At 35.9% G+C, this 15711-nt stretch carries 10 protein-coding genes and 1 pseudogene; 2 read left to right on the top strand and 9 right to left on the bottom strand.

Annotation, left to right across the window (positions count from 1 at the left end):
* Positions 1-620 precede the first annotated feature (620 nt).
* Complete coding sequence (locus tag SB717_RS19305; RefSeq protein WP_410904483.1) at positions 621-1721, bottom strand: L-dopachrome tautomerase-related protein; 1101 nt, start codon at positions 1719-1721, stop codon at positions 621-623.
* Positions 1722-2151: 430 nt separating this feature from the next.
* Between SB717_RS19305 and SB717_RS19300 the strand changes: the two genes are divergently transcribed.
* Positions 2152-2931, top strand: a complete 780-nt coding sequence (locus SB717_RS19300) for an SDR family NAD(P)-dependent oxidoreductase (protein WP_410904482.1) — start codon at positions 2152-2154, stop codon at positions 2929-2931.
* A gap of 485 nt (positions 2932-3416) precedes the next feature.
* Positions 3417-3794, top strand: a pseudogene (locus SB717_RS19295) (CBO0543 family protein); the annotation flags it as partial.
* Positions 3795-4575: 781 nt separating this feature from the next.
* On the opposite strand, the gene SB717_RS19290 reads toward SB717_RS19295, so the two are convergent.
* From SB717_RS19290 to SB717_RS19255, 8 genes are all read right to left on the bottom strand, one after another.
* Positions 4576-5853 (bottom strand): MFS transporter, encoded by a 1278-nt coding sequence (locus SB717_RS19290; protein ID WP_410904481.1) that lies wholly within the window; start codon positions 5851-5853, stop codon positions 4576-4578.
* 129 nt (positions 5854-5982) lie between these two features.
* Positions 5983-6954, bottom strand: a complete 972-nt coding sequence (locus SB717_RS19285) for a sugar phosphate isomerase/epimerase family protein (protein ID WP_410904480.1) — start codon at positions 6952-6954, stop codon at positions 5983-5985.
* The gene (locus SB717_RS19280) at positions 6951-8129 is read right to left on the bottom strand and encodes a Gfo/Idh/MocA family protein (RefSeq protein ID WP_410904479.1); all 1179 of its coding nucleotides are present in this window, start codon (positions 8127-8129) and stop codon (positions 6951-6953) included. The genes SB717_RS19285 and SB717_RS19280 overlap by 4 nt, the downstream gene beginning before the upstream one ends.
* A 183-nt stretch (positions 8130-8312) precedes the next feature.
* On the bottom strand, positions 8313-9494 hold the full coding sequence (locus SB717_RS19275) for a levoglucosan dehydrogenase (RefSeq protein WP_410904478.1): 1182 nt from the start codon (positions 9492-9494) through the stop codon (positions 8313-8315).
* A gap of 131 nt (positions 9495-9625) precedes the next feature.
* Positions 9626-10447: a sugar phosphate isomerase/epimerase family protein gene (locus SB717_RS19270; protein ID WP_074679463.1), complete on the bottom strand. Its 822-nt coding sequence runs from the start codon at positions 10445-10447 to the stop codon at positions 9626-9628.
* 342 nt (positions 10448-10789) lie between these two features.
* Positions 10790-11791 carry a LacI family DNA-binding transcriptional regulator gene (locus SB717_RS19265; RefSeq protein ID WP_410904477.1) on the bottom strand — a complete coding sequence of 334 codons (1002 nt, stop codon included), beginning with the start codon at positions 11789-11791 and terminating at the stop codon, positions 10790-10792.
* 192 nt (positions 11792-11983) lie between these two features.
* On the bottom strand, positions 11984-12694 hold the full coding sequence (locus tag SB717_RS19260) for a LytR/AlgR family response regulator transcription factor (RefSeq protein ID WP_016766276.1): 711 nt from the start codon (positions 12692-12694) through the stop codon (positions 11984-11986).
* Positions 12669-15656, bottom strand: coding sequence for a substrate-binding domain-containing protein (locus SB717_RS19255; RefSeq protein WP_410904476.1), 2988 nt, complete (start codon positions 15654-15656; stop codon positions 12669-12671). The genes SB717_RS19260 and SB717_RS19255 overlap by 26 nt, the downstream gene beginning before the upstream one ends.
* Positions 15657-15711: the final 55 nt, after the last annotated feature.

The raw sequence follows: 15711 nt of genomic DNA, 5'->3' as shown, positions 1-15711 counted from the left end.
AACTTACGCGTATAGTATGTAGTGTTTCTATTTTTTGATAACTGTTAAGCAAACTCTATAGAAACTAACTTTGTATATCTTATACAGCGTAAAAACAGAAAAACCACTGGGCCTAATCAGTGGTTTTTCTGTTTATTGAAAGGTAGTCGTAAAGTGATGATTCATCCATCTTGGGTAGTTTGCTCAATATGTAAAAAAATTAATCGTTTATATAAAAAGAGAAAAAACAATCCGTGGGAGTTGGATTGTTTTTTCTTAAGGAAAGATCAGACTGATAGTTCCTTATTGTATTTTATGTCTCTTACTTTGGGTTATGACTATCCATAAAATCCATTATGTTGACTAGATATATATGCGGTATTCATGTTATTAAATAAGCTTATAAGGATTACAATGTTTGGGATACAAACGAACAGATCGGTTTGGATTTAAATAATATCAATACAGCATTGAATCTACCGATATTATAAAAAAATCCTTGGAGCATTTTAACACTAACCAAATAAACTGTTTCTATTAAACCATTTTGATGTTATTTGGCAGAAGTAAATAAAGCTAATACTTCTTGCTTACTCGTGTTTGTTTTACACTATATAATGAAAACAATTAATTGACTATTTTTATGATGAAAAGGTTGGAGCAGGAAATTCATCAATTTTGATACGAAGTAAACTATAAGGTTTCTCTCGTAAGTCTTTTCCATAATGAAATCTAGGCTGTCGATGTAATTGGTTCACAATGACATACAAATATTGATCCGGACCGATTGAAAAAGTATCCGGCCACAAAATTCTCGGATCATGTGCGATAGTTTCCATTATACCATTTGGAAATATCTTACGAATACTGTTGTTTTCGTAATCTCCAGCATAAACAGTTCCCTTTGCATCGGTGATCATTCCATCAGAAGCACCTTTTTCTCCCCAATACTCCACATGATAAATTAAATCTTTATCTGGTATAGTTCGGTTCCTTAGAACTTCTGTTGGAATCGAGAAAAGATGACGACTGGTTAGTGGACAAAAAAATAAAACTTTGCCATCGGGAGAAATCGCTATTCCATCAGAAGCCAATCTAAATGGGGAAGTTGAGCCATCTATGTTTCTATTCATCAAAATTTCACCTTCTACCTTCGGTAAAAAATAGGGATCGGGTGAAGTTGATTTTGCTCCATTTAACCGTCTAAACGCGTTTCCATTTGATAAATCTACGACAATAATAGCTCCTAGTCCTTTTGAAGAAGAATCTGTTATATAGGCATAACCTGCTTTTCCAACACGAAAATCAAAACGGACATCATTCAGATAAGTTGTAGGTAGAACAACATCTTCTGTAAAGGTATATACTTTTCTTATTGTATTGGTTTCTAAATCAACAGCGACTAATTTCGCTCCCCCCTTAATAGGTTCAGAAAAATTGGGTGCTGCTGTATCTAATATCCAAAGCGTTCCCCTTCCATCAGCAACTACACTTTGGACACTGATGAAAGTCATTGTGATGTTTTCGGAGTTAACCAAATTGGTTTGTAAATTAGGATAGGACTGCAATTTACCCTGAACAATTTCCGCCACTGTAAATTTAACATCGTCTCCCCATTTCGGAAAGCAAATGAATATACGACCGGTTTCTGAAACAGTAACACCTGTAGGCATAGCCCCATAAAACGCATAAACTAGTTCTAAATTACCGAAATGTTTTTCACTAGGTAACATAGGTTTCATAATATCCTCCTCAAACATTCAAACGGGATATCTCATATATATGATTTATAGTTTTTCTAATGCATGTTTCTTAATAAGTTTTCTATACGAAAAGATGATTGCATTGATTGTTTTCGAAATTTAATAAGTCTGTCAGAAGAAAGGAAACACTTTAATTTAAAGGTCTCCATATGAAGTAGAATTCAATTAGCAGGTAGCGAAGTTTAATATTCTCGAATCAACGTTAAGCAATTATAAATAAGAAATTAGGGAAATTTTCTTTTTTAACTTTATGAAGAAATGTATTTAAGCTAAACTGCCTCTTTAGCAATTTAAGTTCACTACTCTTTTATCATAGCTTTGCTTTTTAAAGAAATTTCGTATAAAGTGATGATTACCTAGAATACTGTATCAGTCAGTGGTTTAATAACATTTCGGAGGGAAAATACCAATGGACACAAAAAAGTTAAGAAATATCCATGCACTCGTAACAGGTGCTTCAAGCGGCCTAGGATTTTCCATGGCGGAGGCTTTGCTTCAAGCTGGAGCCACGGTGGCGTTAGCTTCTAGAGGTGGAACTAAATTGGATCAAGCAGTAGAGAAATTAAAGCGCGAGGGTTATTCTGCTGTTGGAATTCCTTTAGATGTTCGATCAGAACAATCCGTCAATAACGCGGTCAAATGGGTGAAAAGAGAATGGGGGAAACTCGATGTTCTCGTCAATAATGCGGGAATTGGGATGAGGACAGTAAACCCGCGTTTTTTAGTCGAGCCTCAGCCATTTTTCAAAGTAACACCAGAAGGGTTTCGAGATTTAATTGATATCAATCTCACAGGATATTTTTTAGTAGCTCGAGGGTTTGCTCCTTTAATGATGGAACAAGGTCATGGGCGAATGATTAATATTTCTATGAATCATGAGACTATGAAAAGAAAGGGTTTTGTACCTTATGGACCATCGAGGGCAGCCACTGAATCACTCTCATATATAATGGCCGAAGATTTAAAAGAATATGGAATTATGGTGAATATGCTTTTACCGGGTGGTGCCACTACTACCGGGATGATTCCGGACGAAGTTCGAAAAGAGATTGAATCAAAATTCCAGCTATTAGATCCAAGGGTTATGGCCGAGCCGATTGTTTTTTTAGCCTCAGCTGCTGCAGAGGGAATCACAGGTGAAAGAGTAGTTGCCACCGATTTTCAAGACTGGCTTCTCAAAAGAAAATAAGTTTTTAATCACAGGGACGGATCCTTTCCTCTTTGAAAAAGTAGAGCTGTCCCTGTGATTATTCTTTTATATTTTATAGAATGTCCAGCTCCAGCACGGGTATAAGCCAATCCGTCAAGAAAACTAAAGAGCAAACCTTCTCGCCAGCTTGTCTAGAGTCACGGTGACCGTTTGTATTTCAAATAAGTGAGAAAGCGATTGTATATATTAAGCATTTGCTACCCGTTAATTTAAGTGAAAATGTTCATAACCAGGAAACAATTTTATATCAAAATAGAACCTTGCTTATTCACTGTTTACTGATCTAAAATTGGAATTTCCTTAGTATAACCTCCTACATCAAAGATAAACTATCTTTGTGGAGGTGCTAAACATTGGGTCGAAAATTTGAAATAAACCTTATAAAAGTCCTTTATCTCTTTGGTATTAGTTCTTTTATATATTTAATAAAAAAACCACTTGCAAAGGAATGACTCCTTGTTTTCTTTATAAAAAGTTACTATGCATCATTGGTCGATAATCTGATTGTAAAAAGAGGCTATGTTCAATATCCCACCCGATTTCCAAGACAAGTTAAAACAAGCGTGTTGTTTGATTACATACTTTTCCCAATTACTTGTGTCTTTTATAATCAACTAACTAAGGATTCCCGCATCATTCAGTGCCTTTTAAAAGTTCTGTATTTCAGTATACCTATGACTATTGCTGAGCTGTGGCTAGAAAAAAATACACGCCTTATTAAATATAAAAATGGATGGAATTGGACAACCACTTTTTATTCTCTCTCTTTTTCCTTATTATTGGTTAGATTTACAATGTCTATTATAAGACGTATCTTCAATAATAAGTACGATTTATCTTAGATGGAGATTGTTATTCAACAATAAGAGTCAAAAAAATATAGGCACATTTGAAGACTGATTAAATCTGCCTATTTGTTTCAATTATTCACAATTTCTTCTCTCCATTTACTTAAATATCCTACTGATTTTCTGTTAATAGGCACCGAAAACGGTCAGTTAGATGGGAACTTTTTTTAAAATGCATTAAAGGTATCAATAGTTTCATTAGTCACTTCGATAATTTTGTATATAGTTATAATTGGATCGTTTCTTTTATCAGTTGATACAGCAAGTAATTTTGGTACCATAATTAAGGTTACTGTGCCTATTCTAGCTTTAGCTACAATCTTAGAGCGTATTTCTTCTTTCTTTATCATCAAAAGAAGAAACACATCAAAAAAGAGAGCTTTACTCTACAAGAGCAAATAGGTAATTGCTTTATTAAATGTGGAGGAGATCGCTGACTAAGAATTAGAGCAGCAGGGCTAAGAAAGAAGAATTATTTATTAATTTTGCATATGAACAACCTTAATACGATGGATATTTTAGTTCTGCAATTATCTCATTCGATTCATACCCTTTAGGCAGAGGTTCTTTAAATGGAAGTATAAAATACCCCATACATTGCTAATATCTCTAAAAAATTCACCTGTTAACTTGTCCATTAGGAAAATAAAAAAATCCATGAAATTATTTGAATTTCATGGACTTTTTTATTATGTTTGTTATATGACATTTATTCACTTAAGTACTTCGTTAAAACAGTATAAAAGCCTGTCTGCCATATTGATTGTCCTTACTTTCAACCGACTTGTTTCTCAGATGAATAACTGCTCTTGTTTTGTTTTTCTTCACTTGGCAATTTCATAAATACCATCAAAATAGCACTAACAAAATACAAACTAGCAAATATCCACATGACTCCGTGTACACCCATGCTACCAATGAATGTTCCTACAATTGCAGGTGCAATAAAGTAAGACATTCCAGCCCCAAAACTTACAATAGCCATAGCTGAGCCTTTCTTTTCAGGTGCTAATGAACTGACTAGAGCAGAGAGTGGTACATAACCACATAGAACGATTCCAAAAAATATGCCCACCACAGTTAATGCCCAGAAATTATGCCCAAACATTTGAGGAGTATAAAGCATAACTAGAGTCATTACACCGCAACCGAAACTGCCAATCCACATAATTGTCTTTCGCCACCCTAACCATTTGTCACTGATATAGGGAATGACTAAGTTAAAAGAGATATTGGCCACCCACATAGTTCCCCATACTTGTAACCATTCTTCTGTACTGTATCCATATTCAGAGGATAAGTATAGAGGGAAAAAGATTGGAAGAGCACCTACACCGGTCGAGTTTATTATACGAACAACTCCTCCTATTGCAATTTTTGGCTTTTCAATACAAATAGTTAGTCCACTGAGTAAACTTTTCAATTTTTCCTTGCCATTACCCTCACGTTCATGTACTTGGCCTTTTACAACAACAACTCCAATTAGTCCACCGATTAACACCCATACGACCGCACTCCACATTAATCCGATATATCCGATTTTCGGAATCATATAAGCTGGAAAATAACTTCCAACAACATAAAGACCGCCACTCCATGCTGCCCAAAATAGCCCTATTGCCGTAGCTAAAATACGGTCAGGACTGCGATAAGTAACCCAAACTAAAAACGAGTAGCAAAATAAAGGATAACCAAATCCTCGAATAGCATAAGTCGGTAACATAACTGCATAATTATGTGGTTTTAGACCATATTCAATAAAAAGAACTTGACCAACTAACCAGATAACCAAGCCTGCTATCATAACCTTTCTCGGGCCCCATGCTTCTGTAAGGACACCCGAAAAGTAGGAGGCGATTGCTAATATAGCCCCGTATGCTGCAAAGAGAGTAGAAGATTGTTGAACGGTTAAGCCATGTTCAATAAGATACGGTGAAAGCCAACCATGTTCTAGACCATCTCCTACCATAAAAATTAGAGTTGCGATATAGCCCCAAATCATTGCTGATGGAAGACCTTTGGTGTTTTGCTCTCTTTTTGAAATCGCATTCATTTTAATCACCTCAAAATTATATATTTAACATTGCTGACAGTCATATTTACTCATTAGATGGGTCTCTTCAATGTTTAATGATAAATACCCATCTGGGTATTTATCATTAACTATATAGGAAATATACTGTTACGCCCACCACATTTCAGTTAATTGTTCTTTAAATTGTGCGCCTTTTAATAAAGAGATGGCCTTACTTAATCCTTCATCTAACGAAGCTAGCATATCTTCATGTTCAATGGATATCACATAGTCATATCCCACCGCACGAAGCGCACTCACCATATCTTTCCATACTTTTTCGTTTTGACCATATCCTACGGATCTAAATGTCCACGAACGATTCAAAGTATCACTGTAATGTTTTGTATCTAATACTCCATTAACACTAATATTTGCCTGATCCAAATACGTATCTTTTGCATGAAAATGAAAGATAGCCTCTTCTCGACCAAGTTTTTTAATGGCTTCTACTGGATTAATCCCTTGCCAAATCAAATGGCTTGGATCAAAATTAGCTCCAATACTTTGCCCAGCATGCTCTCTTAATTTAAATAGGGTTTCAGGGTTATACACAACAAAACCCGGGTGCATTTCAAGCGCAATTTGATGGATACCGTGTGACTCTGCAAATTTCACTTCCTCTTTCCAGTAAGGAATGACTACTTCATTCCATTGCCAATCTAGGATTTCCGTATATTCCGGCGGCCAAGAACAGGTTACCCAGTTCGGATTTTTGGCACCTGGGTGATCGCCTGGGCACCCAGAAAATCCGTTAATCACCGGCACTTCTAAACGCTCAGCTAATAAAACTGTTTTTCTCCACACATCATGAGCCTTTTTGGCAACCATCTTATTTGGATGCAGTAAATTGCCATGACAACTTAGACCACTTATTGTAAGTCCTCTACTTGTAAGGGCAGCTTGAAATGTTTTTAATTTCTCTGAGTTCTCTAGTAATTCATCCGGATTACAATGACTGTTTCCTGGATAATTGCCTGTGCCCAATTCAACGGCCTCTACACCCATTTCACATAGTTTGTCCAGCATCTCTTCAAAAGGCAAGTTTTGATAAAGAACTGTAAACACCCCTAATTTCATGCACGTACCTCCTGCTTTACCTTCACTTTCATCCATTTTTGTTGTTCATGACTTGCTAAAATGGCGTCGGTAATGCACATGGACATATGTCCATCTTCAAATGTTGCGAAAGTGGCTTTATCACTTAAAGGGTTTTTACCTTCCCGAATAAATGTATAGAAATTCAACAACCCATTTTTTAACGCATCTGGCCAGCCTTCATTATGGCCTCCCGGATGATGAATGGACGATTTTGCTTCAGGATTAAATAAAGTAGGATCTGCAAGAAGAGTTTGATTTGGTTGATCTCGATAGCCAATCCACAGCTTTTCTGGTTCTTCTTGATTCCAAAAAGCAGAATTTTGACTGCAAGCGATTTCGAAGCTTAGCCTATTTTTTCGCCCTGCACTTACTTGAGACACAGTAAATAAGCCTTTTACCCCGTCTTCAAAACGTACAAGAACAGATGCGTAGTCTTCTGTGTTAATCGGAACATCTTCATATGCTTCTTCTTGTCCTTTTTGTCCCCCAAAAGTAGAGCCTTGAGAAGTAGATTTTTTTCTTACTGGTATAACAGTTGCTAGATCAGCAAAAACTTCGACGATTTTTTTACCTGTTACATATTGAACTGTATCACACCAATGAGAACCGATATCCGCTACCGCTCGTGATTTCCCTCCGACTTCAGGAGCTAAACGCCAATTAAAGTCTGTTTCGAACAATAACCAGTCTTGTAAATAACTTCCGTGCACTAAGTTGACTTTCCCTAACTCACCGTTTCTGATCATTGTTTCTAATTGCTTTACAATCGGAAATTGGCGGTAGTTAAAGTTTACACCATGTACGACCTGGTGCTCTTTAGCTAATTTCAATAGCTCAGCAGACTCTTCACTAGACATAGCTAATGGTTTCTCCGATAACACATGTTTGCCTGCTTGAATAATTTCTTTATTAATTTGAAAGTGAAGGTGATTAGGTGTACAGTTATGAACAACTTGAATCTCACTGTCTTTTAACATATCACGATAATCCCCATAAGCTTTCCGAATTCCAAGTTCAACCGCTTTTTGTTCTGCTACTTCCTGCCCATGTTCTGCTAATCCAACTACTTCTACAAAACCGAGTCTTCTGATAGCCTCAATATGAGTAGGCCCAATAAATCCTGTCCCAATAACTCCAACTTTTATTTTTTCCATTTCTTTCTCCACCTTAATAAACTGTATTTTCCATGATTTCTGTTACTTACGTAGTAGCTCAAAAAAGAATTCAAACCTTTATAGCCGCTTGCTGACTTGCCTCTATTGATCCGAATCACAAATCAACAACTCTATTTCTAATAAAGGCTAGTCTACTAGGACTAGCCACTACTAAACTATTATTTAAGCTTTCACTAAATTTTCTGTAAGATTAATCCATACACCTTTTTCAGCTGATTCAAGGATAGCATCTGAAATAACGGCGATTTGATAACCGTCTTCAAAATCTGGTGATACGCTTGTATCTTCAGCGATTGATTTGAGGAAATCATATGTTTCAATAATTTTTGTTTCCCCGTACCCAATTCCTAATGCCGGGATTGGCCATAGACCTTCTCCATATGGATGTGCAGGTCCTGTATAAACCGTTCTGAATCCGCGGCTATCACTTGGATCATCGGAGAAACATACTTGAAGCTCATCACGGCGTTCATAGTTAAAGTATAATGAACCTTTCTCTCCGTGAATTTCAAATGTTAAGAAGTTGTTGCGGCCCCAGGCATTACGAGTCGCTTCAATACTTCCAACTGCGCCGTTATCAAATTTAATTAAAGTTGAAAACTCATCGTCTACATCAACTTTGCCTTTTGGTACATCAGCTTCTGCTTTTACAGTTCCTAGTTTATCTACAGCACCACTTTGAATCGGTCTTTCACCAATCCATGTCTTTGCAACAGCCATTACCTCTGAAATGTCACCCACAAGATATCTTGCATAGTCAATCACATGTGTTCCAATATCACCTAATGCACCTGAACCAGCTCGTTCTTTTTGGAAGCGCCATGATAAAGGCGAGTTAGCATCCGCAGACCAGTCTTGCAGGTACGTACCTCGGAAGTTTAAAATCTTTCCGATTCTTCCTTCCTCAATATATTTTTTTGCTAGAGCAACGGCTGGTGTTCTGCGATAGTTAAATGCGACCATATGTTTAACGCCTGCTTCTTTTACTGCATCAAGCATTGTTTTTGCTTCTGCTGCAGTTCGTGCTAACGGTTTTTCTGAAATGATATGTTTACCTGCTTTGGCAGCTGCAATGGCAATCTCTGCATGAGAGTCATTTGGTGTTACAATATCAATAATATCAATTTCAGGATCTTCTACTACCTTTCTCCAATCAGATGAATAGTTTTCAAATCCTAAACGTTCCGCTGCATCTTTTGCTAACTCTTCGGTCACATCAACGACTGTATGTCGTTGAGGAATTGCTGGCGCTGGCCAAAAAAACATTGGCATACCTGCATAAGCAAGTGCATGCGCCTTCCCCATAAATCCTCCGCCAATCATACCTACGTTTAACTTTTTCATTTTTATTCTCCTCCTATGAAAGTAGTCTATTTATTCCGATCTACTATCTTTTAAATAACATCTGCTATATCGTTATGGTAAATTAGGCTTCAAGTTCCTAATATATTATCTCTGCTACTTTCTTCTTGACCTTAAGACTTATTTGCCGTTTCAAAACTTAATAAGAAGTTAAAGCTGATTTCTGCTCCTTTTTTCGGATCATTATAGCTATCTAATTCTACTGTAAGCCATTCATTATACCCAATTCCATCCAGCACTTGGATCATCTGATCAAACTTTTGATGTCCTTCTCCTAAAGGAAGAAATTCTCCATTATAATAATCTTTGAAATGAATATATTTAATGCGATCTGCATATTTTTTAATTACTTCTACCGGATTCCCTCCACCTGCTTCGATATGCGCTGTATCCGGACATAAATTAATCGTTGTTAGTGCCATTAATTTGTCCAGCTGGTCTGGAGCCTCTACGTTTGTTCCTAAATGCGGGTGATAGCTTGGAATAAGATTATATTTCTCCGCAATTACTACTACTCGATTAAGAGCATTGCCTAAATCAGCGTAATCACTTTCTAAAATACCATTCGCACGGATAGCTCCTCCGCCAATTACTAGATGCTGCGCTCCTAGTTCAGAAGCAAGAGCCGCAACTTCATCAATTTTTAATAATTCCTCTTCCAAAATATCCGGGAAAATAAAATTCCCTCCAGTGTAAACTCCAATAAAGTCTAAAGAGTAACGGTTCAGCAATGCTCTAAATTCTTCTTTTCTATCTTTAAATTCCATTAGATTTCCGTCAAACATTTCAAATCCTTTATATCCAACTTCTGCAATATCTTTTAAAGCTTCTTCTGTTGATCCATTTGCAAGGTAATAAAGGTCTTTTATCGAAGTGACTCCGGCAGGATGCCCTACTACCCCGCCCCACGTATTTGTCTGATATCCTAGTTTCATGGTTTCTCTCCTATCTTTAAAGATTCCTTATGAGTGCATAGTGTATTAATACTGGGATTTCATCACCTCCCTAAATTATTTAGATAAGAAATAATTGAACCAAAATACATGTAATCGATTACAAATCATTGTAGACAAAGACTGTATTTTTAAATTTATTATAAGAAGAAGGTGTTTTTACTACCTGTACTTGTACTTATCAGAAATCTAAACTAAAAATCCCTTTTTAATCGGATATTAAATAATTCTTTTCCAAACCATTTGTAATCGATTACATCTTAATTTTTAAAAAACAAGAAGATTTAAATCATCAGATACATTTTCAAAAGAACTCTTATTCCTTTATGAAATATGTGTTGAGCATGAATCACGTATGATAAGCTGATCTTCCATTAGGTATTGATGTCTTTCAATTTCTTCCTTATTCATCAACTTTATAAGTAATTTCATTGCCATCGTGCCCATCTCATAAGCTGGCTGTGAGATGGTTGTAAGAGTCGGTTTGAAAATAGATGAAAATTTTATATCATCAAATCCTACTACGGAAATATCATGTGGAACACTTAATCCTTTTGAAGAAATAGCATTTATAGCTCCAAATGCCATCTCATCATTTGCTGCAAACACGGCTGTTGGAGGATGATTAAGACCCAAAAATTGATTCATTATATTAAAACCGCTTTCATAAGAAAAATTACCCTCCTGCACTAGAACAGACTCAACTGTCAGGTTGTATCGTGCCATTGTCTGATAAAACCCTTTTAATCGATCCTGGCCTATCACTCCACCTAGAGGACCTGATATAAATCCTATTCTTTTATGTCCCAGCTTAACCAAATATTCTGTTGCTTTTTGAGCTCCGCTGATATTATTAATAGAAACGGTGGGGATGGCTGAACCTTCTATATATTCACATGCCAAAACTACAGGATATTTGAGCGCCATTTCCTCAATGTTCTTCGATTTCATTCTCGCCGTTAGTAAAACCATTCCATCAGCTTTTTTTTGGAGAAGTATGTTTAAATACCCATTTTCTCTTTCCAAATCATTGCCCGTATCCCCAAGCAGAACTTGATATCCGTTTATGACCGCTACAGACTCAATTCCTCTTAATACCTTAGAAAAAAAAGGATTTGTTATATCAGGTACAATGACTAGAATGGTTTTGGTTTCTAATGTTCTTAACTGACGAGCTAATGCATTTGGCTGATAGTTTAATTCTTTAATCACTTGTAACACTTTCTCCGTCGTTTCTTCCGTTACAGTGTTAGGTTTACTTAGCACTCTTGACACCGTAGCAGTTGAAACATTTGCTTTTTTTGCTACATCTATTATTCGCACCATTTTACGACTCTCTTTTCTTGTTTTTCTCTATAACAGAATTGTAATCGCATACAAAAATATTGTCTAATTGGATTCAGACAACATTTTCTGAGGTTCAAACTCTTTAAATTTCCTTTTAAGCGTCGTTTTTATCCATATAAACAAAAAAACAACAAATTAAAAAACTCAGCACTTATTGCTGAGCTCTATGTTTTATAATAATTTGTACCTTTGCAGATTGTCTACTTTATGCTTGGAAATCCTTGCAGTTTCCTTATAATCTTTAAAATAGGCTTTATACATTTGACCCGTTGCTTCGATTCTTGTTAAAAGTTCCACATTTATAATATAAGATCTATGAGATATCATAAACCTAGAATCAACGGCACCTTCCAAGCTAGTTAAAGCTTCATTTGTCTCGAATTTACCATTTTTAGTATGAATGACAGATTTCCGATCAAGTCTTTCAATAAAGATAATTTCTTCTAATGGAATAAAAATTATATTTTTCTGCTGTTTAATCATTAAATCCTTTTTAAATGAATGTTCTTTATCGACTAGTGAAATAGACACTTGGGAGGCTCTCTCTAAAGCACCATATAAACGATTTCTATCAATTGGCTTTAAAATATAGTCTACTGCCTTTACGTTAAATGCCTCAAGTGCATAATTATCATGACCAGTAATAAAAATAACTTGTAAAGTCGGGAAAAGTTCTTTACATGCTTTAACTGCTTCCATCCCATTCAATAAGGGCATTCCGATATCGACTAAAGCAAGATCCGGTTTTTCTTTCGTAACATAGTGTATCAATTCTTCACCGTTGGCGGCCTCTCCAACAATTTTATATTTGGATAAACTCCCAATAAAGTACCTTAACAATTTTCTTGAGGTAACATCATCGTCTGCGATCAATACTTTCATCTTGTTGTTCCCCCTTTTCCCTAGCGTTTCTTGATTTCGCAACACTTTGAATAATATCTGGAGCATCTTCATTATAAACGAGCTGCCAAGCATCAATTACATTTTCTTTCATTACTTTTAGAGACGGAACGGCTACATAGGGTGGCGCTTGTTTTCCAAGTAGGGCATACCCCGCTAGAATCGCTTCGGCGACTCCTTGCTGGTATGGTAGCTGGGCACCTAGTCCTTTAATAGGTCCATCCTGTGCAATTTCCAAGGCGACATTCATACCCAAATCCATTGTCGTAATGACTAAATTGCTTTTTTTTGCCGTACGAGTTGCCCTCAGAGCTCCTTCAGCCGGTACATCCCATACAACAAAAATACCATTTAAATTCTGATGTTCAGCAATCATAGCAGATGCCACTTTTTCTCCATCATTCGAATCAGTAATTCCCTTGCGATCGACAATTTGAATGTTAGGGTACTTTTCCTTTATAGTTTTTTCAAATGCTTCCGTTCTTTGTTTGGTTGCAAAAAAATCAGCATCATGATAGATAATCCCAACCTTACCTTTTCTATCTAATTTCTCAGCCATGATATTGGCCGATTCAATGCCATTTCCATAATTGTCAGCAGAAACAATACTTACATAATCTTTCCCATGCTGCAAACCATTCGGTGTATTGTCCATAAACACCAGCTTTACACCAGCTTGGGCTGCTTTTTGATATACACTTGCAGTCAATTCTGGATCAACTGGAATGCTCACCAGGATATCCGGTTTTTTGGCTAAAATGCTTTCAATATCGGCTACTTGCTTTTTCCATTTAAATTCTGCATTTGTCACCGCTACTACCTCAATGCCCATTTTCTCAAAAGTAGTTTGCATTCCTTCCAATTGAGACCTTGACCAATCACTTCCAGTATAATGCATAGCAATAGCAGCCTTATATTTTTTTTTCTTAATTTTTTTTAGCTCTTTCAGAGATAACCGCAGTGTTTTTGCTGAGGTAGCTTCCTCGCCATGTGGTCCTGTACTTAAAATTTTATGATCTGGAATATTTTGATTAATTGTATTGTTTAGCGTTTCACTTAGGATTGTCAAAAACTCTTGTACATGAATGGGCTTTGTTAAATAGTTATCAAATCCTTTATCCAATGTATATTGAATATCCTTTGGCATTGCATTCGCACTTACAGCGATGACAGCAATATCTTTCGTTTCTTTGCCTGCTTTTAAAATTTCAAATACTTCATATCCATTAATATCTGGGAGGTTAATATCAAGAAGAACCAAATCTATTTTTTCGTTTGCTACAATTTCTATTCCTTCTTTTCCTGTACGAGCTGATAAGAGCGTATAGGAAGGCTGAGATTTAATGATGTTACTTACTAAGTGCAAGTTGGAGTCGTTATCTTCAATATATAGCAAACGATAGTTATCTTCCTTCCTATTATTTGTTGGAGGAAATTCAGTTTGTTCACCCCATTGTATGACAGTCTTTGAATCATTTGGAAGAGGAAGGCTAAAACAAAACTCACTTCCTGTTCCTTTATTGCTTGTTACATTAATCTCCCCACCCATTAGATGCACCAGCTGTTTAACTAAAGATAACCCAATCCCTGTACCTTCTTCTTTTGTATTTTCAATTCGATAAAATGGAACAAACACTTTAGTATATTCCTCTACAGAAAAACCCACACCTGTATCTACGATATGAATGTACTGCTTATTCTCTTGTAAACGACAGAAAACGATGACTTTTCCATTTTCTTGATTGTATTTAATAGCATTATCAAGTAGATTCAGCACTATTTGTTTAAGGCGTATAGGATCAGCAAGAACCATCATATCTTCCCATTGATCCAGTTGGCTATAAATACTAATATTCTTCTTCTTAGCCAATGGTTGTACAATATTGATACATTCCTTGATGACAGTTAAAAGATGAACTTCCTCTACAGAAATCTTTAAATTTCCTGTTTCTATTCTTGACACGTCTAAAATATCATTAATTAAACTTAGTAAATGGCTTCCTCCACTTAAAATCTCCTGTACAAAATCACGCTGTTGTTCATTTAAAGATTCATCCATCTCCAATAACTGAGCAAAACCCAGAATTCCATTCAGCGGCGTACGCAGTTCATGACTCATCTTAGACAAAAAACTTGATTTGGCCATATTCACTTTTTCAGCTTCTTCTTTTGCCTGAACAATAACTCTTTCCATTTTTTTTTGTTCTGTGATATCTTCAAACTCCCATAAGTAGCCTACAAAATCATTTTCCTCATTTAAAGGAAAACAATTGTAGCGTAGTGTCATACCTGTATCTATTTTAATCTCTTTTGTAGTTCTCGTTCGTTTTTCTGTATTTTCGAGCTTAATTTTATTAATTTCTTTATCAAAAAGGTAATGTAAATCCGAAGCGTGCATCCCAATATGGCAATCAATTTCACCCTTCAACTGGAAAAGCTCATAAAATTTCCTATTTAAGAGCCTTATTTTTTTATTGCAATCTGTTACTGCAATCCCACTATCTAACCAATCAATCAAACTACGCTGGAATGCATAGGAATTCATTAATTTTTGTTCTTGTTCTTTTTGAAGAATGTCTTCTTCCATAATCTTTTTGTTAGTAATCTCCACACAAGTTCCGACTACTTCAGCTACTTTATCCTTATGAAATAAAGGTCTTAAATAAATTACATAATAGACACCTCTAAATTTACCTTCATATTCAATGTACTGTCCTGCCCACGCTTTTTTGTAATAACTGTTTAGTAAATTGGCAGTGTCAATATCATCCCAATACAAATCATGAAGCGTCTTTCCGACGATATCCTCTCGATTAACCCCCAATGTATACAGTAATTCTCCCTCGGCAAAAGTATGAATAAACTCGTTACTTTTTTGTACAAACTTAAAAACCATCCCGGTATCAGTAAAGCCTGGTTGTGCAATATATCTGGAATCCTTCATTCGTTTCGCCCCTAGTTAGTTAAAAAAATATAATATGGATTCTATATGATGAATC

This window comes from Priestia sp. SIMBA_032, from assembly GCF_046535215.1.
GTDB classification, from domain to species: Bacteria; Bacillota; Bacilli; order Bacillales; family Bacillaceae_H; genus Priestia; species Priestia aryabhattai.
This window is presented reverse-complemented; position numbering and strand designations above follow the sequence as displayed.